Here is a 21040-nt window from a genome sequence, read left to right on the forward strand (position 1 = left end):
AGGAGAAGGCTTTTGCTAATTTTGAACACTAAACGCTAAAGCGAAGATGCAAAAAATCCGCATTCTGTGGGCAGACGACGAGATCGACCTGCTCAAACCCCACATCATGTTTCTCGAACAAAAGGGCTACGAAGTAGACACCGTGACCAATGGAGATGACGCCATTGAGCAAATCGATGAATCGCCCTATGACATCGTTTTCTTGGATGAAAACATGCCTGGATTGACTGGACTGGAAACGTTGACCGAGATTAAAGAGAAAGACACCAGTCTACCTGTCATCATGATTACAAAGAGCGAAGAGGAGTACATCATGGAAGACGCCATTGGTCAAAAAATCTCGGACTATTTGATTAAACCGGTGAATCCCAATCAAATCCTTCTGAGCATTAAGAGAAACTTGGATGCCAAGAGATTGGTGAGCGAGAAGACGCAGATTAACTACCAGCAAGAATTTCGAAAGATCGGAATGGAATTGATGGATTTGCGAGACCACGCGGATTGGTCAGAAATGTACCGCAAACTGGTCGGTTGGGAACTCCGGATGGACGAACTCGACGACAGCGGTATGCTTGAGATCTTGCAAACCCAAAAGACGGAGGCGAATCACCTTTTCAGCAAATTCATAGAAAACGAATACGAATCATGGTTGAATGAAGCCGATGCCGACCGTCCGGTCCTAAGTCATGAATTGCTTCGAAAGTACATGATTCCTCAATTGAGCAAGGAGCGCTCGACCTTTTTGTTTGTCATCGACAACCTGCGCTTTGACCAGTGGAAGGTATTGGCGCCCATACTCAATGAATACTATGCCGTAGAAGAAGAACACCTGTACTACTCCATACTACCCACGGCTACACAATTTGCCAGAAATGCTTTGTTCGCCGGGCTACTCCCGAGTGAAATCCACAAGCGCTATCCCGAATGGTGGGTCCACGACAATGAAGAAGGAGCCAAAAACGGGCACGAGGACGACCTTGTTGGGGAGCTTCTAAAACGGAGCGGAAAAGGTGATCTGCGCTACAGCTACCACAAGGTCCTTCGCATGGATTATGGCAAAAAGCTGGTGGGCAACTTGAAAAACTTGCAACAGAATGCCCTGAACGTCATCGTGTACAATTTTGTCGACATGCTCTCCCATGCCAAGACAGATATGGACATGATCAAAGAATTGGCCGATGATGATAAAGCCTATCGTTCACTGACGCAGAGTTGGTTCCGCAATTCTCCACTGTTGGAAATGCTTCGCGATTTGGCACACTCCAACGCACGTGTATTCATCACCACGGATCACGGCACCATCAACGTCGGAGAACCCACAAAAGTCGTTGGGGATCGGGAAGTGAACACGAACTTGCGTTACAAACAAGGGAAGAACTTGTCCTATGACGGCAAGGATGTTTACGCCGTCACCGAACCGGAGCGTATTGGACTTCCAAAGCCCAATGTGAGTACCAAGTACTTGTTTGCCAAAGACGATTTGTTCTTTGCCTATCCAAACAACTACAATCACTACGTGAAGTACTACCGCAACACCTATCAGCACGGTGGGATTTCTTTGGAAGAGGTATTGGTACCCTTTATCGAATTGCGCGCAAAATGAGATTTGAGGCCCGAGAACCCGAGGAACTAAACGAGGTGGCTCGGGCCATACTCGACCACCACACCCACCCCCTTCTCGCCTTTTACGGTGAAATGGGCGCCGGGAAAACGACCTTGATCAAGGCGATTTGTCGTGCCCTGGAATGCACCGAAGAAGCCCACAGCCCCACCTATGGACTGGTCAACGAATATCAGTCTGGAAAGGGCGAACCGGTCTTTCATTTTGACTTCTATCGGCTCGATTCTCCGGAAGAGGCGATGGACTTTGGTGTGGAGGAATATTTCGATAGTGGACACCTGTGTTTGATGGAATGGCCGGAGCGAATTGGCCCCATCGTGCCGCAGGCACACACTAAAATTCGCATAGAAGTCGTAAATTCTGTGCGGATTATCGAAATGGAGACGTAATGGCGAGTAACCAACCCCAGTTTCTGAGCTTTTCTTCGGAAACCCTACTGCCTCAAGAAGAACGACTGGAAATCGGTCGTAAAAAGAAGGACCTGTTCATTGGGATTCCGAAGGAGACGGAGTACATGGAAAAACGCATAGCGTTGGCTCCGGATGCCGTTGATGTGTTGGTGCGCAATGGCCACCAGGTTCGAGTCGAATCTGGAGCGGGTACCGATGCTAGTTTCAGCGACCAGGACTACAGCGATGCAGGTGCGGAAATCTGCTACGAACCCAAGAAGATTTTTGAGGCACAGACCATTTTGAAGGTCCACCCTCCTACCCTGAAGGAAATCGAACTCCTGCACAGCAAGCAGACTCTGATCAGCGCCTTACAGCTGAAGATTCAAGATGAGCGCTACTTCAAGGCCTTGATGGGAAAGAACGTTTCGGCCATCGCCTTCGATTACATGATGGATGATGACGGCATCATGCCTGTGGTCCGATCCATGAGCGAAATTGCCGGGAATACCGCCATCTTGATTGCCGCCGAATTGATGAGCAACGCCAACAACGGCAAGGGCTTGATGCTCGGCGGAGTGAGTGGTGTGGGCCCCACGGACGTCGTGATTCTGGGCGCGGGTACGGTCGGTGAATTTGCCTGCAGAGCGGCCATTGGCCTCGGAGCTCAAGTCAAGGTTTTTGACAAGAGCCTGACGCGTTTGCGCCGATTGCAAAACGATATTCACCAGCGGATCGCTACCAGTGTTGTCCAGCCGAAGGTGCTTGAAAAGGCCCTTAAACGGGCCGATGTGGTTATCGGGGCCATTCGAGCCGATGAGGGAAGAACCCCCAGCATCGTTACGGAAGAGATGGTCCAGCAAATGAAGGCTGGATCGGTCATCGTGGATGTGAGCATTGACCACGGAGGTTGTTTTGAAACTTCCGAAATCACCACGCACGAACATCCGACCTTTCGAAAATTTGAGGTCATTCATTACGGTGTTCCCAATATCGCCAGCAGGGTGGCTCGTACGGCAAGCCTTAGCTTGAGCAATATCTTTATGCCCATTCTACTCAATGCGGGAGACCAGGGAGGTATAGACGCCATGGTTCGATTCAACAAAGGCCTTCGTCATGGGCTGTACATGTACAACGGAGTACTGACCAATAAAGGCATTGGAGAATGGTACAAACTGCCTTGGAAGAACTTGGATCTTTTGCTTGCAGCCCTTTGAGCATTTGTACCTTTGATCCAAATCTTAGGCTTTGAAAGTACTTCAACGATTTAAATACTACGGTGTAGGCGTGTTGATTGGCATGGGCTTCGTTTATGCCCTTTTTGGTCAGCGATCGGATCTATCCTGTACCTATTTTCCGAATGCTCGAGTATTGAGTCATTTGCGTCAAGGTTCGCTTGAACTCACGGACTCGGCAGCCTGTCGAATTGATTGTTTAGAACTCGACTCTACGGATATGGCCGGGTTCTGGTGGTATGGCGATGTCGACTTTCGTGCGAGCGACCCTCGTCGCGAACCCTTTGGTCGCTACTTCATCGGTCACCAAAGTGAAGACTGGAATCTATTGGTCGAAAATCGCGATACGGTCACCTTGGTTTTGGACTTTCAAGGAGCCAAAGTCGCACAGTGCGACTGTCCCAAATGACACTTCAAGGGACTTGAAGACGGCCAGAATAAATTGTACTTTTCCTCTATGGCATTCAACGAGCAACTAGCTGAGCGTGTCCGATCAGGATTGACCAGAAGGTCCGTTCCCTTCGAAGAGAAAGTCATGTTTGGCGGGCTGTGCTTTATGGTGGACGAGAAAATGTGCGTCGGTGTGGTCAAAGATGAGCTGATGACACGCGTTTCTCCCGAGGAAGGGGGTTCTTGGATGGAGCGAACAGGCACACGTCCCATGGATTTCACGGGAAAACGAATGAAGGGCTTTTACTTCATCTCCCTTGAAGGCGTGGACCTCGAAGAGGATCTAGACTTTTGGATTGACGCTTGCTTGACCTACAATCCTACGGCGAAGAAAAGTGCGAAGAAAAAGAAGAAATGAGGATCGGTATCGACGCCTATGTAGACCGGTGTATTTCCATTAATGAAGAGGAGCGCTCCTACTTTCATTCGATTCTTCGACCCGAATTATATTCCAAGAAATCTCATTTACTCCAAGCTGGTGAAATCTGTGACTGGGAAGCCTTTGTGGTCAGCGGCTGTGTCCGGATCTACTATTTAGACGAAAACGGTGGAGAGGTCAACCTTATGTTCGCCGTTGAAGATTGGTGGGTGAGTGATCTGGCCTCCAAAGTGGACAACCTTCCTTCGGAACTCTATATCCAGGCCTTGGAAGACACGGAGGTCTTAATCATTAAGGCTTCGGATAAGGCAGAGCTCTACCGAAGAGTTCCTCAATTCGAAAGTCTCTTCCGCCAATTGCTTGAACGAGCGCTGAGCACCTTGCAGCACCGGTTCGTGACCACAGTGGCCAAACCTGCAGAGGATCGCTATGAGGAATTCCTTCGCCGATATCCCGAGATACCTCATCGAGTTTCACAAAAACACATTGCGGCCTACCTCGGAATTACCCCTGAATTCTTGAGCAAGATTCGTCGCCGTCGCGTGAGCTAAGTGTTTTCTTGTTCTACTTCAATGCACAGGCGGTGCGTGCTTCGGATCTTTGTAGTGTACATTAAAAACATCAGATCATGGAAGCAACAACCACGACGAAATATACTTTACACACAGCTGATTCAAGAGGAAAAGCCAATCACGGATGGCTCAACAGTCACCACACCTTTAGCTTTGCCAATTACTACAATCCCGAGCGCATGCACTTCGGTGTGCTGCGGGTCTTGAATGATGACGAAGTTCAACCCGGAATGGGATTCGGAACGCATCCGCACAACGACATGGAAATTATTTCCATCCCTCTAGAAGGCGATTTGCGCCATCGCGACAGCATGGGAACAGACGGGATCATCAAGCAGGGAGATATTCAAGTGATGAGTGCCGGCACCGGTATTCAGCACAGCGAGATGAATGCTAACCGAGACCAATTGGTGAAGTTCCTGCAGATTTGGATTTTCCCGAGAGAAAAAGGTGTAGCACCCAGATATGACCAGGTGACAATGGACCCATCGGCCCGTGAGGGCCAATTCCAACAAGTCCTTAGTCCCAATGCTGAAGACGAGGGCGTTTGGATTCATCAGGACGCGTGGTTCCACCTCGGCACCTTTGATGCGGGAGCGGAAACGGCGTATCGAGTTAAAAAAGAGGGCAACGGCATCTATGCCTTTATCATCAATGGATCAGCGAGTATCGACGGTCAAGAATTAGGTCATCGAGACGGCCTGGGTATTGAAGGAGCCGAAGAAATTGCCGTAACTTCGCACACTGAGGGTACAGAAGTGTTATTGATGGAAGTACCAATGCAATAATGATGGAAGTTTTGACGGTAAATACCGATGAAATAAAGAGAGCGCAGACCGAAACAGAAGTTACGGAAGTACTGCGCAAACGGTGGAGTGGTCGCGCTTATTCAGGCGAGGCCCTTACCGAAGAGGATGTTTTGACCTTGATCGAGGCGGCTCATTGGGCGCCGAGCTCAATGAATGAACAACCTTGGAAATACTATTATGCGATCAAAGGAACGCCTGAATTTGAGGAAATGTGGGCCCTACTTATGGATGGGAACAAGCCTTGGGTGAAGGATGCCGGTGCCCTAGTACTGTGCACGGCCAGAAGAACCTTTGAGCGTAACGGACTGCCGAACAGGCACTACATGCACGATGCAGGAGCTGCGAACGCCCAGTTTACGATTCAGGCCACTGAAATGGATCTGAACGTACACATGTTGGGGGGTTATCACCATGGCGAAACCGTAGAGCGGTTTGGTCTTGATGAAAACGAAGAGCCTGTATGCTTTTTGGCTGTAGGAGCCCGTGGTGATGTGAATGCTTTGGAAGAGCCGTTTAAGGGTCGCGAGTTAGCGGCACGAAAACGCAAACCATTAAATGAAATCGCCCAACGGAAAGTCTTCTAATCAGAAATCAATTTTCAATTCGATAAGAGCCTCCTTCCGGGGGCTCTTTTTTTTATCTCAACCTATGGATTCAACTTTAAGAACTCAACTCCTCGAAGCTGTGGAACAGCATGGCTCTCCCATCTATGTCTACGACGCGGACCGAATGAAGGCCAACTACGATCGATTCGTCAATGCCTTTGACGTACCCAAGCTTGGTATCTACTACGCCTGCAAAGCGCTGACCAATCTGAGCATATTGAAACTCTTTAAGTCCTTCGGAGCCGGGCTAGATTGTGTTTCACTAAACGAAGTTCGGCTCGGCCTTCATGCCGGATTTGCTCCGGAGGACATACTCTTTACCCCCAACAACATTGGTGAAGTCGAATACGAAGAAGCGATTCGGCTCGGGGTACGATTGAATGTGGACAATCTGAATATGCTCGAATACATCGGCATTCATCATCCAGGATTACCCTTGTGCATTCGAATCAATCCGCACATGATGGCCGGGGGAAATCAAAAAATCTCGGTGGGACATATCGACTCTAAGTTTGGTATCAGCATTCATCAAATGCCCCATGTCGAACGTCTCGTTAACAGCCTTGATATTCATGTGGAGGGGATTCACGTGCACACGGGATCAGACATTTTGGATGCAGACGTTTTCATTCGCGCGGCGGAAATCCTCTTTGGCGTAGTCGAAAAGTTCGAATCAGTGGAATACATAGATTTCGGCTCTGGCTTTAAGGTGGCCTATCAACCAGGAGGTTTGGCCACGGATATTGAATCTTTTGGGGCTCAATTTTCTCAGGCCTTTAACGCTTTTTGTGAGCGGGCTGGAAGAAGTTATACCCTAAAGTTTGAACCAGGCAAGTTCTTCGTCAGCGATGCGGGGTATTTTTTGGTTCAGTCGAACGTAGTCAAGCAAACGACGAGTTGCGTATTTGTCGGTGTAGATTCCGGGTTCAATCACTTGCAACGTCCTATGTTCTATGATGCTTATCACCATATTGAAAACCTGAGCAGGCCCGACGGACCTCAAAAGGTATATACGGTTGTGGGCTACATCTGCGAATCAGATACCTTCGGTACAGATCGCCGCATTTCGGAGGTGCAAAAAGGAGATATTCTTGTCATGCACAATGCTGGTGCTTATTGCTACTCTATGGCCTCTAATTACAACAGTCGCAATCGCCCTGCTGAAGTACTGATTGCCCATGGCGACCTGCATTTAATTCGATCTCGCGAAACGTTTGAGGATTTGATACGTTACCAAAAGGTGCCTGAATTTATGCGGTAAGTCATGGCCTCCAGAACTCGATTGATTATCTTGCCGCGCTTGAACAACTACTATGCAATTGAACAAAGTCACCTTCCCGCGAACTCAAGACGCGGAATTTGTCAAAACGCTTCGCGCCCGAGTCAACTCGTACTTTAAGGAGAACAATATTTCGAGATACGCGAACGGTCATATGGTCTTTAAGACCATTTTCATGATCTTGCTGTACGCTGTACCTTATTTTTTATTGGTTTTTGGCCTCGCGGATACATGGTGGGAACAACTCATCCTCTGGAGCTTCATGGGACTGGGGATGGCCGGTATTGGATTAAGTGTCATGCATGATGCGAATCACGGTGCGTATTCGAGAAAAGCGGCCATCAACAATATCCTTGGCCACACGATCAATGTTCTGGGTGGCTTTGACACCAATTGGAAATTGCAGCACAATGTGCTACACCACAGCTACACGAACGTTCACGGGATGGACCAAGACATCAAATCCGTACCCATTTTGCGCTTTACCCCGCACGATCGAAGAGCTTGGTATCACCGTTTTCAATTCCTGTATGCTTGGTTCTTCTACTCCCTGATGACCCTGTATTGGATGACTGCTAAGGACTTTGTCCAACTCATTGGATTCAAGCGTCAAAACTTAGCTGATGTTCGTCAAAAATTTGGCCGACTGATGTCCAAAATGATTACGTGGAAGGCCATCTACTATGTGTACATCATGGTTATTCCAATGATTGTGGTTCCAGGGGCATGGTATTGGGTACTGATTGGATTTGTGGTCATGCACTTGATCGCAGGAAGCATTCTGAGTGCTATTTTCCAACCGGCGCACGTCATGCCGGATACAGATTTTCCAGTTCCCGCTGAAGACGGAAACATGGAAAACAACTGGGCCATTCATCAGCTATTGACTACGACCAACTTTGCGCCAAAAAGCCGAATTTTCAGTTGGTTTGTCGGTGGATTGAATTTCCAGATTGAACACCATTTGTTCCCGAATATCTGTCACGTTCACTACAAGAAGATTTCCAAAATCGTGCGTGAAACAGCACAGGAGTACGGTCTTCCTTATTACTCGCAGCCTAACTTTGCAATGGCCTTGGTGGAGCACACCCGATTCCTCAAAAAACTCGGAAAATCGTAGACGTAGCGATCATTGGAGCAGGTCCTGCGGGCTGTGCAGCTGCACTGGCCTTGAAGGATTCAGGGCTAGAAGTCGCACTTATCGACAGGTCCGAATTCCCAAGAGACAAAGTCTGCGGAGACGCCATTCCGGCCAAATCATTTCAATACGTCAACGACTTAGTTCCTTCAAGTTCTGGGGTATTCTCCGAGGTCACTCACCAGAAAGTACTTGAAAGCTACGCCCTATACTGGAAGGGGCGTCAGATTTGGAATAAGAAGTTCTTCTTTCCCATGGTCAACATCGCGAGGAAGGACTTTGATAACTATCTCCTTGAGTCTGTAAAAAAGCACACTCAAACGGGTATTCATTTAGGAGTTAAAGTGAACTCCATAAGCCGAGAAGAAGACGGTCTCGGAATCTCAAATAATGATCAAGAATCAATACTTAGTGCAAAAATTGTTGCATTCGCGAATGGTTCTACGTCCAGATTATTTGAGTCAACCACGCAAAAGAAAATCGAACTTGAAGGATATGGTTCTGCTGTAAGACAGTACTTCAAGAATGTTAGACTGGATCAAAAAAAGAACCACATCTTCCTTCCCTCCAAGCAAAAAGTTCCTGGATATTTTTGGGTATTCCCTTTGGGAAACAATGTCTTCAACGTCGGATATGGCGGCTGGCCAAAGAAGCCGATGTCCTTCAAGAAAGAGTTTCAACGGATCCTTGCTGAGGACTCTTCCATTGGCCAGTACTTCGAACATGCAGAACCTCTAGACTCCGTTCGTGGACATAAGATCCCATTTCATTCAAATGTCTCGGACCTTGTTGGAGAACGATGCCTTGTTTTAGGAGATGCAGCTGGCTTTGTAGACCCTATGGACGGTCATGGAATTGACAATGCACTCTTAAGTGGAATGCTCGCCGCGGAGTCGATATCCGCTAGCCTTAAAGGCAATGAATTCGATCAAGGGGAATTAGATCGGTATATGTACCTTGTGGAAAGTCAAATCTATCCCAAATTGAATAGGAACCTAAGTACGCTGAAGCGGATATACCCATTCGTTTCAGGACTTCAAAGATTAAGATTGATCTAACTATGCGTAAAGGCCTACTTTTTATTGGCATTTTGATTGCCTGTGGAGCCTCAGCTCAAGTCTCACCATACTACCAGAGCGCTCTTGGTCTTGGCGATGACTCCTTAAAAGCGGAACTGCACAACATCATTGACGGGCACACAACCTATCCCTATTCCAGTTCGAGTACCGATGTCTGGGATATGCTAAAAGAAACAGACAAGGATCCCAACAATGCGGATAATGTTATTCTACTCTACTCGGGGCGGTCTGTTGATGGAGATCAAGAGTATAACAATGGCGTCGGCTGGAACCGCGAACACGTATGGGCAAAATCTAGAGGGAATTTCGGCAATAGCCAAGGTCCTGGAACCGACGCCCATCATTTGCGGCCCTGTGATATCAGCGTAAACAGTACCCGAAACAATCGAAATTTTGACGACTGCGTGAGCTGTGTAGACGTTATTGACGAAGGTCAGAACACAGGAAGCCGATACGACAATGGCGTTTGGACTTTTGAGCCCAGAGACGCCGTAAAAGGCGATGTCGCCCGGATGATTTTTTACATGGCTGTTCGCTATGAAGGAGATGGTTCTGAGCCAGACCTTGAACTCACTGATGCTTTGCAAGCTCAAGGCTCTCAGCAGCCACTTCATGCCGTATTGAGCACTTTGCTCGAATGGCATCGATCGGATACGGTGGATGCATTTGAAGCGAACCGCAACGAGGTCATCTTCGGGTTTCAAGGCAATCGAAATCCCTTTATCGACTATCCAGAATTAGCGGAGCATCTCTGGGGCCTATTGCAGGGAACGGCTTGGACCGGACCCAGTACTATTGGTTTGGAGGATACGCGGGCTATCGAGCTAAAGGTTTATCCGAACCCTACGAGTCGTCGGATCCAATGGGACGAAAAAGTCGACAAGGCTGAACTGTTTGACCTTCAGGGACGATTGGTGGCCTCGAAAAGAAAAGCTGAGGGTATTTCATTGGAATCCTCTTCACTTGGTGCGGGCACCTACCTTTTGGTGCTCCATCGTGCCGCAGGCACTCCTTCCCTTCATCGTATTTATTTCCAGCCTTAAAATGCACATCCTTATCGTGCATACATCCGTGATTCCCGTTTTCTACTATGGAGGAACGGAACGCGATATTTGGTATCAAGGGAAATTGTCCGTTGAACTGGGACACCGCGTGACCTACTTGGTGGGAGCTGGATCGACTTGTGATTTTGCTGACGTACTCGAATTGGACCGTGAACGCCCCATTGCCGATCAAATTCCTGAAGATGTTGATGTGGTACACTTCCACTACAATGAACCCGAGGCTTCAAGCATCGGCAAACCGTACATTATTACCATGCACGGAAATTGGGGAAAAGCAGATCCCATTGACCCCAACACCGTATTTATTTCGAAAAATCACGCCTGGAGGCACGGTGGTGAGGCCTATGTATACAATGGTATGGATTGGCGGGAATACGGGGATCCGAAAATAGAACAGGATCGGGAGTACTTCCATTTTTTGGGAAAGGCGGCGTGGCGGATTAAAAACCTGAAGGGAGCCATAGATGTTACGGAGCAAGTCAGGGCACCTTTGCACGTTCTGGGCGGAGTGCGATTCAATTTCAGCATGGGCATTCGATGGACCTGGACACCCCGAGTACGTTTTCACGGTATGGTTGGCGGAGAAGAGAAATACGAGCGCATCGGGAAATCCAAGGGACTTGTGTTCCCCGTACTTTGGCCCGAACCTATGGGGTTAGCTGTAATCGAGTCTATGTATTTTGGCTGTCCCGTATTTGCGACTCCCTACGGAGCGCTACCCGAGTTGATTCCGAGCTTTGCTGGATATCTCACAAATGAATCGAGCAGTATGGCGGAGGCGTTGAAGCGAGCCGATGATTATGATCGTCAAGCCATACATGAATATGCCTTGAACAACTTCAACGCACTCAAAATGACCGAGGGTTATCTTGCCCTCTTTGAGCACGTCATGACCGGGGCTCAAGTGCATCCGAAACCACTTAAAATGCGTGAAACGATGCCGAAAAAGCCTCTTTCCTGGCTTTAACACTCCGCCTAAACCCTTGTTTTTCTGGTGTTTATAGGACATGACACATATGTGCAGGTCTTTGAAACAAGAGTTCATCTCTATTGGTGACAATCTGGACATCTTTGTTTCAAAGCTCAACATCATGAAAACACTTTTTTCCCTTTTGGCTTTGATGTCCTTTGGACTTTTAGCCGCTCAGAATTCAACCGTCCTTCCCGAATTTATCGTGTGTACGGATGGGCAAAACATTCACATTCATGTTGAAAATGCAGAAGTCCAGTGGGTGAACTGTGATACAGGCGAAGAGATTGCAGAGGCAACTCAAGCCGAATTCAGTACTGGGACAAATGGATACTTCTCTGCCATCGTGACCATCAATGGTCGAGCGTACCAGTCAGTATGCTACGAAGTAAACGGATGGCCTGAAGAAGCGCCTGTTCATTTGCCCGCTCAGTCAGAATCTCTGACCGACCAAACAACGGGATCTCTGCAATAAGAAACAGGCTCCAACGCAACATACTACCGAAGATGGTCCTAGGTTAAGGTAGACAAAGTAGAAATTCGTGTCCATCTTCTATAAGCCCAGCCCTGTGCTGGGCTTATGCTTTTTCTACTTGCGAAGGGGCGTATCCAAAATGTTCCGTGAAGCACCGAGTAAAATAGCTGGAACTATTGAATCCAACAGAGTATCCCACTTCCTTGACGCTGCTTTCTCGCTCAACCAGTAACTTCATTGCCTTATTTAGTCGGAAGCTTCGGACAAATTGTGTGGCCGACAAACCGGTTACCGCTTTTAATTTGCGGTGAAGCTTGGATCGACTAACCGCGAGCGCCGAGCACAATTGCTGAACATCGAATTCTGGATCTTCGAAATGCTCTTGCATCACCTCATCCAGTTTTTGCAAAAAAGGATCTTCGGAGGGGATTGGCTCCGAAACCCTTTGCGCATCCGAATATTTTGATCGAAAAGCCTCTTGCAATGAGGTTTTCCAAGTCAGCATATTTCGAAGGCGCAAGAGAAGCTCTTCTTTGCTGAACGGCTTGACCATGTAGTCATCGGCACCGGATTCAAGGGCCTTCAACCTCGTCTCCAAGGCACTCAATGCACTTAAAAGTATCACGGGTATGTGGCAAGTGTCATGCTCGTCCTTTAACTTCGAAGACAACTGAATTCCATCCATTTCGGGCATCATAACATCTGACAACACGATGTCCGGAATAGTCTCTTGAGCAATGCGAAGGGCCTCTATTCCGTTGGGTGCTTCTAGAATTCGATAATCATCAAATAGCGAAATCCGCAGATAGGCTCTCAAATCCTCGTTGTCCTCAGCTATAAGTATGAGCGGAGTATCCTCTCCGCGTTCCTCGTTTGGCTCATAACCCTCAATCTCGGCCGAGGTGTGCGATTCTTGTTCTTCAAAAGAATAATCATCCTCAACCGCTTCGGCTTGGTGATAAGGAAGGCGGATCGTGAACAAGGCTCCTCCCCATTCAGACACGGAGACATCAATGCGCCCTTCCATAAGCTCAACATAGGTCTTGCACAAGGCCAGCCCTATACCTGTTCCACCCGCTCGATAGGCATCCTTCCCCTTGACCTGATAAAACGGCTTAAATAGATCTGCGCGATTCTTCTCTGGAATCCCAGGTCCATCATCTTCAATGGAAAGTGTGAAGTCTTCGCTTTCAAAATTCACAATCAGACGAACTCTTCCGTTATCCTTGGCATACTTGAGTGCATTAGCGAGGATGTTTACCAGAATCCGCTCTAGTTTGGGCCCGTCAAATCCAAGGTGTCGCGGCTCAGGCATTTGAAGATCGACTGAAATTCCGCGTTGCGTGGCCATGGGCATCATCCGGTCCACAACAGATTGAACAAATCCTGTTAGTTCGCCCTGTAGGTAATGAGCCTCCAACATTCCCTCCTCATACTTATTCAAATCAAGGAGTTGGGATATCAATTGCAACAAGTCCCTTCCATTGCGTTGGGCTATGTTCAACAAGTATCGTTCTTTGGCGTCCTTAGAGTCTTTAAAAAGGTCCCGAATGGGCCCAAGCAAGAGTGTAAGAGGTGTTTTAAACTCGTGCGAAATATTGGAGAAGAACCGGGTCTTCGCGGATTCCAATTCTCGAATTCGGGCGGCCTCGTTCCGCTCAAATTGGAGCTCGGCTCTGAGTTCCAAACGTTTTTTCTGGAACCGCAGGAAAGCCACACCTCCAAAGACTAAAGCCATCAGATACAAGGTAAACGCGGTAGGGCTTTTGTACCATGGCGGCCTAAAAACGACCATCTGCTTAAAAGATAAAGGGCTCTCCCTCCCACTCCAATCTACGGCTCTGACCAACAAGAGGTATTTACCCGTGGAAGGTTCGGATAAAGTGAGTTTATTGCCTCCCGGGACGGGCGCCCATTCAATTCCTTCCCCGCGTCCCTGCAGGGCATATTCGTATCTATGAAGGTGTGTATGGGAGAAATTTGGCCAGAAAAAAGAAAATTCCAAGCGCCTTGATTCCATAGCATTAAAAGTCCAGGGCGCCTCGGAATTCGCATTTGGCGTTCGCTCTACCAGTCCACCAGATGCATACTGCATAATGGAAGAACACAGGACGGGAGACTCGGAGCCCGGTCCCTTGAACTGCTCTGGAGAAAAAGCCGTCAGTCCTTTCATCCCACCGAAAAACAGCTTGTCTCCCAACACCAGCGAAGAACCCATGTTGAATTCATTCCCTTGAATCCCCGTTCCGTACACGTAATTTTGAAAGGTCTCTTTTTCGGGATCAAATTGAAAAAGCCCCCTATTCGTGCTTAACCAGATCTGACCTGACCTATCGTTTTCCAAAGCGTAAACCGTCGTATTGGTCAGACCTTCTTGAACTCCATAAGTCTTCCAATCTCCCTTCTTCAAATCAAATCGCAGCAGCCCTCCGTCTCGAGTGGCCACAAAAAGTTCCTGGTCATTTTGAGCTATAAAGTCAGTTATCCTTATACCCGGGAATTTCTGTTCAAATCTCCCGTCGGGGTGAACGACGTGCAGACCCCAATATGTTCCAAGCCAAAGTGCCCCTTCAGAATCCTCATATACGGCGTTTACTGAATTGTCCCAAACCGTCACAGAATCTGTTGAAAATGGCTGCCTGATAAAGTTGTCCTCTTCGGGTATATAGGTCAGCATGTATCGCGTGCAGAAACCCAATATTCGTCCATCCCTGGTTTCATACAGCTTCCGAATCCAAGAAGGTGCTCCGTAACCACCCTCATGACTTCGATCCCAAAACCGAACTTCTCCATTGGGATTTCTTCGAATGACTCCGGACTGGGTGGCCACCCATTGGTTCCCGTACCGATCCACATGGAAATCCTGAACATTGAATCGATCCGTTCGGCTCGGATGTAGGTTGGCCCAGTCACCGAATGGGCTCAATACCGATGACCGCAGGTCCAGTTCCTGCATGTCCCGATAGAGGACGATCAACTCTCCTTCCGGACCTTTTCGGATTTTAGGATAATACCGGATGAAGGCTTCGTTCCCTGCTCTCCGCGTTTCTTCTCCGTAGTAGGAAAACGGCACATCGCCTGGACTGCAAATGAACAGTCCGCGACCATTGCCTCCAATGACGATTTGTCCACCTGTTGTTCGGATCATGCATTGAGCCAGAAGCGTATAGTCTCTGTCGTTCAGCCGCGCCGGAAAAATAGCCGTGTCCGCAACCGGATCATACAGGAACACGCCTTGAAAAGTACTGACCCAATAGGTTCCGTACTCATCTTGAAGGTAAGAACCGACCATAATGTCGGGAAAGCGTTCCCTAAAATCAATGAGACTCGATTGTTCCTTGAGTAAATCGTACTGAATCATTCGACCGTCGTCCGTTCCCAAATGGACCACATTTCCGTTACACTGAACGAAGCGATAGTAGTCACCTGCCCAATCAAATGGTTCTTTGCCTTCATCGAAAATGGAAACTTCTTTCCATTCGGGTTCCGATTCCCGAGAAAGTACTCCGTAAAAAAGGTGATTCATAGAACCCACCCAAAGCGTATCCCCACTGATGTCAATCGTCAGGACCGAACCGAGTGATCTGCCGAACTCCAGCTCTGCCCATTTCTGACCGGACCATTGTTCCAAGGCTTTGACCTCTTCAAAGGTGCTACCGGCCTCCAGGAACCCGATCCTTCCCTTGTAGTCTAAAAGAACAATTCGGCCATCGGGATGCTCCATGATTTGTCGAACCCGACCAGTACGATCATCGATCATATTGGTATCGCGTTGAATTCGGTGCACGTGCTTTCGATCCGGGCTGATTACATTGATGGACTGATCGGACAACCCCAGCCAAATGCGGTGCTTAGAATCTTCAAAGATTAAATGAACCCCATTGACGGAAAGGCTATTGGAATCGAGTGGATTGTGGTAAAAGTGCAAAAAGGAAGAACCGTCATAACGGTCCAATCCTCCGGGCGTACCCAACCACAAGTACCCCTCATGATCCTCGAGAACCGCCTCCACCAAGCCCTGAGAGAGCCCCTCTTCCGTGGTCAGTAACTCATACTGAAAATAGGCGTTCAAACTAGGACCAAAAGGATCCGACGATCCGTGGACCTGAGTAAAAAAGAACAGAAATGTGAGAGCTATAAGTCGGAGCAGATTGCTCGGGCTCATGTCGCAGAGAGTCTTAGGTTTAGGGTAAGTTAGTGAAAACGAGTTTAATGCTCTTCTCTTTCTCTCTTGGATATTCTGGATAAAAAGTGCCTACGGCACGATGCCTCAAAAGAAGAATCCCAGACCCACCGATCCGTAACGATGACCATCTAAGCCGTGTAATTCAGGGCTTGACCAATAGAATCCCGCTTGCAAATACACGCCCTTAACCTGTACTTCTAGCCCTGTGTAGGCCAGTAATCGAAAGTTTTCGAGACGTTCAGCGCTTACTCCATAAGGATCATTTTGAAAGGGACTTCCCTGTAGGGTTGCATCGTAGAGGACTCCTTGAGCTGTAAGAGATCCATGCAGGCGTACGAATCGCTGCTCTCCGCTTCGTGCCGCCCAAGGACGATCCACAATCCCCAGGTAAACATCGGCTCCGGAACTCAACGAAGTATTGGCTGTTCCTAAGTCACCCCCGAATCGGCCCGTGAGGGCCACCCAGTTATTTCCGGTGAAGTACATTCGCTGATATCCGACTTGAACGATGGGCATCGTGGAAAGTTGACGGTCCCAGCCATAGGCTTCGGAACTGTTCTCCAAGAGGTCATGAACGCCGTTTTGCACTGCCGAGCCTCCCGCCTGAGGACCCATGACTCCGAAGGCCGTGGACCAGGTGTTTCGAACTGAAGAAGATTCGGAAAATCCGTGATGAGTGGCGCCCAGAGTTAGGGTTGCTGTATACGGCCGATCATCTTCGATGGCCTGAGGACGGGTATTCTTTAGGCCATTGTACATTCGATGTTCCGCAGAAAGGACCCACTGTCGCCTCTCGTTAGCGGAAAAGGAATAGCGCAGTCCCATACCGTTGGTGTAAAATCGATCTGTTGGAGCGGGTGCATAAAAAGCATCGTTCTCCCCCCAAAATTCTATACCTTGGGCACAAGCGAGACTGGGAGACAAAACCAGCACCACTAGAAATATGAAAACAGACTTATTCACTCTACAAAGCTATCGAGGAATTCAACGAAAAGCCTTCACTATTGTTGCGCTGATCTGTATTCATGGTACTCTTTTCGCGCAGGAAATGCCGGAACTCAGTGCCTTTCTTGAAGAGGTCTATGAGTCTGATCAGGGCATTCGCCGCGAGTTTATGGCTGTCGTTGATTCCAGCGGCTGGGAGGAAGCCCGTGAATTGTACGGCGCAGAAATGCAGCGGGTGGACAAAACCAACCTGGACACCTTGGAGCAGATCTGGGGTGAATACGGATGGCTCACCCCGCCCAAAATTTCCCCAAAGGCTGCTCATGCTCAATGGCTCGTGGTGCAGCATTCACCACTCGAAGTGCAGCAAAAAATGCGCGACGGCATGATTGCGGCGGCCGAGGCTGGCCATATGAGGAAATCCAACTTAGCGAGCTTTCTAGATCGGGTGGCCCTTCGAGAGGGAAATGATCAAACTTATGGAAGTCAAATCGCCTACGGCCCAGGGGATCAACCCTATGTTGCACCCCTAGAAGATCCTCTTAACGTCGACAAACGTCGAGCGGAAATGGGGATGGCGCCTATGGCGGAATACTGCCAACGTCAAGGCATTGTTTGGGACGCAGAAGAGTATCTCTCCAACTTGGAAGAGTATCGCGTTTGGCATACCGGCGCCTACTAAAGTCCACGCTCAGAATTGTTGCTTAAAGCGCTCAACAATTTTGGGCGCTCATTCCTTTTAAACAATTCAAACACGAGCATTTTGCAACAAGTATATAGTCAATACACCAAGGAGGACCATGAGGTCTGGAACATCCTATTCAATCGACAGCGAACCAAGATCGCCGAACATGCTTCTGTTCGCTACAACGGCGCCTTAGATCAACTTTCGGACATCTTTTACAAAGAGCGGCTTCCGAATTACGAGAACCTCACAAAGCGACTCTTGGAGGCTACAGGCTGGAGGATTGAGGTGGTCCCAGGACTCATTGAGATTGACCAGTTTTACAGCCTTCTCGCAGAAAAAGCTTTTCCGGCGAGCACGTGGATCCGAAAAAGATCGCAGCTCGACTATCTAGAGGAACCCGATATGTTTCACGATAGTTTTGGGCATCTCCCGCTCCTCGTTGAACGCGACTTTGCCGATTTCACCCATCGCCTTGGGCTGCTCGGTCAAAAACACAGTCAGAACGAAAAACGCTTGATCGAGCTTCAACGCATTTACTGGTATACCTTAGAGTTCGGGCTCATAAATGAAAATGGAATAAGGAAAGCCTATGGTGCAGGATTGATGAGTTCAGGAGGCGAAATCGAGTTCGCAATGAGTCCAAAACCGGAGGTGCTTCCCTTTCGTATAGAAGAAGTCATCGCTCGCCCATTTGACAGTATGAGCATCCAGGAATTGTATTTTGAGATTACCGACTTCGAGGACCTACACAAGGCCCTAGACGATTGGGAGAAAACCGTGGATTAGGCGCCCTTCCGGCGGTTCCACTCTCTTGAGAGGAGTGTTAGCTCGCGGCCGGCTTGACCTTCGACGGAGGTGTTCTCTTCGGCTCGTCGGAACAGGTAAGGCATCACAAACCGAACTGGACCAAAGGGCAAGTATTTGACCACATTGTATCCTCGATCAGCAAGGTTAAAACTGATGTGATCACTCATCCCATAGAGCTGAGAAAAGTAAACCTTAGGGTCCGTTTTTTCTATGCTCAACTCATCCATCAAGTCCACCCCGAGTTGGCAACTCTGTTCGTTGTGGGTCCCAGCCACGATGGCCATTTGATCGAGTCGCTCCAAAATGAATCGAAATGCGGCGTTGAAGTCACGATCGGTATCTGCCTTGGTCTTCTGGATGGGGTCCGTGTAATTCAACTCTCGAGCACGATCGCGCTCTTTCTCCATATACGCTCCACGCACGATTTTGATACCTACATGAAAATTGTTGGCCACTCCGTCTTCATACAAGCGCTTGAGGTAGTCCAAACGGTCGTGGCGGTACATCTGCATGGTGTTGTACACTATCGCCCGCTCACGATTAAATTTCAGCATCAAATCACGCACCAATTCGTCAGCCGCAGATTGAATCCAGCTCTCCTCCGCGTCAATCAGTAGTGGGACATTCATTTCCGCTGATTTAGCGGCCACAGCTTCAACACGCTTTCGCGCTCGATCCCATTCGGCCTGTTCGTCTGCGGTCAAGGCATCTCCCTTCTGGACTTTCTCCAGCAGCGCAAATCGAATCAACCCACTGGGCTTGAAAACCGTAAAGGGGATTCCAGGGACGGACTTAGCGTGATCGATAATATCCAAGGCCACTTGCTGCGTCGCGTCCAACACTTCACGTGTCACGTCGCCTTCAACGGAGTAATCTAATATAACCTCAACACCGAGCTTTCGAAGTTGTCCCAAAGTCTGCTCGCACTCCTCCATGGTTTCTCCTCCACAGAAGTGATCAAAGACCGTTGCTCGAATCAATGGTTTGATGGGCAATCTCAGAAAAAGGGCCAGCCGAGTCAAGGCCTTACCTACCTCGACCAACCAGGGATAGTTCAGCATGCGAAACAGGTAATAGGCCCGGCGCAATTCTCGATTGGTTTTGGCGCGAAAGGCTACACTTGTATCGTCGAAAAGGATTTTCTCAGCCAAGAGCGTTTTCTTTGGGTTAAGCCTCTATAGAAGCGTGGACAAATATAAGTTTGTTCACCCATTCCGCCCTATATTTACCGCCTTCAAGCGCAAGCCCATGGCCAGGTCCCTTTTCGAAACTCGTGAATATCCCATTTACTTCGGTGAATTGGGTCTTCGTGCATTGGATGAATCCTTACGGAACCAGGACTATAGCTCGATTTTTATTCTCGTCGATGAACAAACCTTAGAGCTTTGTTGGCCCATTCTCCACCATCACCTTTCCTCTATTGGAGAAGCTCAGATGATTCGGATTCCCACCGGTGAGGAACACAAGGATTTGGATACCTGCAGCAGCATTTGGCAACAGCTACACACTCAGGGCGCTGACCGACAATCTCTGCTCATCAACCTCGGAGGAGGTGTTATCACAGACATGGGTGGTTTTGCAGCAGCCACCTTCAAGAGGGGAATTGACTTCATTCATATTCCCACGACTTTATTGTCGCAGGTCGATGCTTCTGTGGGCGGTAAACTCGGTGTAGATTTCCAAGGCTCCAAGAATCAAATTGGCGTTTTTGCTCACCCAAAGGCCGTGCTCATTTTCCCAGAATTTCTCAAAACCCTTAGCAAAAGACAGTATCTATCTGGCTTTGCCGAGGTAATAAAGCACGGCTTAATTGCGGATTCAGAATTATGGGAAAAATGCATGGCCACTCCACTTGCGAATCCAGAAGATTTGATGCAACTCATCTATACCTCTGTTCGCATTAAATACCGTTTTGTCGAGCAAGACCCTAAAGACCACGGTGCTCGTCAAGCCCTCAATTTTGGCCATACCGTGGGACATGCTCTTGAGAGCCATTTCCTTATGGATGAAGAGCGTCTTTCCATCCTTCACGGAGAGGCGGTTGCCGCTGGGATGATCATCGAAAGCTACCTCAGTTATCGGGTTTTGGGCCTCCCGCACGAAGAGCTGGATCAGATTGCTGATTTCCTATTTGCCCTTTTTGGAGCAGTGGCCCTACGGGCCGATGAAGTCGTTGCCATCCTTGATTGGATGAGGCAGGATAAGAAAAACACACATGGTCAAATTCGCTTCAGCTTAATCCCGAGCATTGGATCCTACTCCATAGGAGAAAGCTGCGCGGACGACCTCATTTTGGCAGGCTTGAACTACTATATTCAACGGGCCGAAATGCAAAACAAAGAAGATTGA

At 48.5% G+C, this 21040-nt stretch carries 20 protein-coding genes; 17 read left to right on the forward strand and 3 right to left on the reverse strand.

Going from position 1 to position 21040, the window contains the following annotated elements; all coding sequences use genetic code 11:
* The first annotated feature begins 46 nt into the window (after positions 1–46).
* The 14 genes from HZ996_00135 to HZ996_00200 all read left to right on the forward strand — a co-directional run bounded on the left by HZ996_00135 (position 47) and on the right by HZ996_00200 (position 12065).
* Entirely contained in the window at positions 47–1603 is a 1557-nt protein-coding gene (locus HZ996_00135; protein ID QTN37609.1) for a PglZ domain-containing protein, read from the forward strand.
* A complete protein-coding gene (tsaE, locus tag HZ996_00140; GenBank protein QTN37610.1) occupies positions 1600–2010 on the forward strand; it encodes a tRNA (adenosine(37)-N6)-threonylcarbamoyltransferase complex ATPase subunit type 1 TsaE in 411 nt (136 codons plus the stop codon). Before HZ996_00135 ends, tsaE begins: the two co-directional genes overlap by 4 nt.
* Positions 2010–3227 carry an alanine dehydrogenase gene (locus HZ996_00145; protein ID QTN37611.1) on the forward strand — a complete coding sequence of 406 codons (1218 nt, stop codon included), beginning with the start codon at positions 2010–2012 and terminating at the stop codon, positions 3225–3227. Before tsaE ends, HZ996_00145 begins: the two co-directional genes overlap by 1 nt.
* A 31-nt stretch (positions 3228–3258) precedes the next feature.
* Positions 3259–3654 (forward strand): hypothetical protein, encoded by a 396-nt coding sequence (locus HZ996_00150; protein ID QTN37612.1) that lies wholly within the window; start codon positions 3259–3261, stop codon positions 3652–3654.
* A 48-nt stretch (positions 3655–3702) separates the two neighbouring features.
* Positions 3703–4053 carry a TfoX/Sxy family protein gene (locus tag HZ996_00155; protein ID QTN37613.1) on the forward strand — a complete coding sequence of 117 codons (351 nt, stop codon included), beginning with the start codon at positions 3703–3705 and terminating at the stop codon, positions 4051–4053.
* Entirely contained in the window at positions 4050–4625 is a 576-nt protein-coding gene (locus tag HZ996_00160; GenBank protein ID QTN37614.1) for a Crp/Fnr family transcriptional regulator, read from the forward strand. Before HZ996_00155 ends, HZ996_00160 begins: the two co-directional genes overlap by 4 nt.
* A 77-nt stretch (positions 4626–4702) precedes the next feature.
* Complete coding sequence (locus HZ996_00165; protein ID QTN37615.1) at positions 4703–5434, forward strand: pirin family protein; 732 nt, start codon at positions 4703–4705, stop codon at positions 5432–5434.
* A complete protein-coding gene (locus HZ996_00170; protein QTN37616.1) occupies positions 5434–6039 on the forward strand; it encodes a nitroreductase family protein in 606 nt (201 codons plus the stop codon). Before HZ996_00165 ends, HZ996_00170 begins: the two co-directional genes overlap by 1 nt.
* Before the next feature lie 64 nt (positions 6040–6103).
* Positions 6104–7321, forward strand: coding sequence for a diaminopimelate decarboxylase (lysA, locus tag HZ996_00175; protein QTN37617.1), 1218 nt, complete (start codon positions 6104–6106; stop codon positions 7319–7321).
* Between the two features lie 52 nt (positions 7322–7373).
* Positions 7374–8459, forward strand: coding sequence for an acyl-CoA desaturase (locus HZ996_00180; GenBank protein ID QTN37618.1), 1086 nt, complete (start codon positions 7374–7376; stop codon positions 8457–8459).
* Entirely contained in the window at positions 8432–9535 is a 1104-nt protein-coding gene (locus HZ996_00185) for a geranylgeranyl reductase family protein (protein QTN39973.1), read from the forward strand. The genes HZ996_00180 and HZ996_00185 overlap by 28 nt, the downstream gene beginning before the upstream one ends.
* Positions 9536–9537: 2 nt before the next feature.
* Entirely contained in the window at positions 9538–10599 is a 1062-nt protein-coding gene (locus HZ996_00190; protein QTN37619.1) for an endonuclease, read from the forward strand.
* Position 10600: 1 nt separating this feature from the next.
* A complete protein-coding gene (locus HZ996_00195; protein QTN37620.1) occupies positions 10601–11587 on the forward strand; it encodes a glycosyltransferase in 987 nt (328 codons plus the stop codon).
* Between the two features lie 124 nt (positions 11588–11711).
* A complete protein-coding gene (locus HZ996_00200; protein ID QTN37621.1) occupies positions 11712–12065 on the forward strand; it encodes a hypothetical protein in 354 nt (117 codons plus the stop codon).
* 103 nt (positions 12066–12168) lie between these two features.
* On the opposite strand, the gene HZ996_00205 is transcribed toward HZ996_00200, so the two are convergent.
* The gene (locus HZ996_00205; protein ID QTN37622.1) at positions 12169–16230 is read right to left on the reverse strand and encodes a response regulator; all 4062 of its coding nucleotides are present in this window, start codon (positions 16228–16230) and stop codon (positions 12169–12171) included.
* 105 nt (positions 16231–16335) lie between these two features.
* A complete protein-coding gene (locus HZ996_00210; GenBank protein QTN37623.1) occupies positions 16336–17214 on the reverse strand; it encodes a lipid A deacylase LpxR family protein in 879 nt (292 codons plus the stop codon).
* Between HZ996_00210 and HZ996_00215 the strand changes: the two genes are divergently transcribed.
* Positions 17195–17878, forward strand: a complete 684-nt coding sequence (locus tag HZ996_00215) for a hypothetical protein (protein ID QTN37624.1) — start codon at positions 17195–17197, stop codon at positions 17876–17878. The genes HZ996_00210 and HZ996_00215 overlap by 20 nt on opposite strands.
* A gap of 81 nt (positions 17879–17959) precedes the next feature.
* Positions 17960–18670: a phenylalanine-4-hydroxylase gene (locus tag HZ996_00220; protein QTN37625.1), complete on the forward strand. Its 711-nt coding sequence runs from the start codon at positions 17960–17962 to the stop codon at positions 18668–18670.
* Here HZ996_00220 and HZ996_00225 read toward each other — a convergent pair.
* Positions 18667–19752 (reverse strand): proline dehydrogenase family protein, encoded by a 1086-nt coding sequence (locus HZ996_00225; GenBank protein QTN39974.1) that lies wholly within the window; start codon positions 19750–19752, stop codon positions 18667–18669. The genes HZ996_00220 and HZ996_00225 overlap by 4 nt on opposite strands.
* Positions 19753–19939: 187 nt before the next feature.
* Here HZ996_00225 and aroB point away from each other — a divergent pair, with 187 nt between their 5' ends.
* A complete protein-coding gene (gene aroB / locus HZ996_00230; protein QTN37626.1) occupies positions 19940–21040 on the forward strand; it encodes a 3-dehydroquinate synthase in 1101 nt (366 codons plus the stop codon).

It is taken from the genome of Cryomorphaceae bacterium, assembly GCA_017798125.1.
GTDB lineage: Bacteria > Bacteroidota > Bacteroidia > Flavobacteriales > ECT2AJA-044 > ECT2AJA-044.

Bases quoted from the DNA above. Each gene is read 5' to 3' on its own strand.
- HZ996_00135 (QTN37609.1), top strand. From the start codon at position 47: ATGCAAAAAATCCGCATTCTGTGGGCAGACGACGAGATCGACCTGCTC.
- tsaE (QTN37610.1), top strand. From the start codon at position 1,600: ATGAGATTTGAGGCCCGAGAACCCGAGGAACTAAACGAGGTGGCTCGG.
- HZ996_00145 (QTN37611.1), top strand. From the start codon at position 2,010: ATGGCGAGTAACCAACCCCAGTTTCTGAGCTTTTCTTCGGAAACCCTA.
- HZ996_00155 (QTN37613.1), top strand. From the start codon at position 3,703: ATGGCATTCAACGAGCAACTAGCTGAGCGTGTCCGATCAGGATTGACC.
- HZ996_00160 (QTN37614.1), top strand. From the start codon at position 4,050: ATGAGGATCGGTATCGACGCCTATGTAGACCGGTGTATTTCCATTAAT.
- HZ996_00165 (QTN37615.1), top strand. From the start codon at position 4,703: ATGGAAGCAACAACCACGACGAAATATACTTTACACACAGCTGATTCA.
- HZ996_00170 (QTN37616.1), top strand. From the start codon at position 5,434: ATGATGGAAGTTTTGACGGTAAATACCGATGAAATAAAGAGAGCGCAG.
- lysA (QTN37617.1), top strand. From the start codon at position 6,104: ATGGATTCAACTTTAAGAACTCAACTCCTCGAAGCTGTGGAACAGCAT.
- HZ996_00180 (QTN37618.1), top strand. From the start codon at position 7,374: ATGCAATTGAACAAAGTCACCTTCCCGCGAACTCAAGACGCGGAATTT.
- HZ996_00190 (QTN37619.1), top strand. From the start codon at position 9,538: ATGCGTAAAGGCCTACTTTTTATTGGCATTTTGATTGCCTGTGGAGCC.
- HZ996_00195 (QTN37620.1), top strand. From the start codon at position 10,601: ATGCACATCCTTATCGTGCATACATCCGTGATTCCCGTTTTCTACTAT.
- HZ996_00200 (QTN37621.1), top strand. From the start codon at position 11,712: ATGAAAACACTTTTTTCCCTTTTGGCTTTGATGTCCTTTGGACTTTTA.
- HZ996_00205 (QTN37622.1), bottom strand. From the start codon at position 16,230: ATGAGCCCGAGCAATCTGCTCCGACTTATAGCTCTCACATTTCTGTTC.
- HZ996_00215 (QTN37624.1), top strand. From the start codon at position 17,195: ATGAAAACAGACTTATTCACTCTACAAAGCTATCGAGGAATTCAACGA.
- HZ996_00225 (QTN39974.1), bottom strand. From the start codon at position 19,752: ATGCTGAACTATCCCTGGTTGGTCGAGGTAGGTAAGGCCTTGACTCGG.
- aroB (QTN37626.1), top strand. From the start codon at position 19,940: ATGGCCAGGTCCCTTTTCGAAACTCGTGAATATCCCATTTACTTCGGT.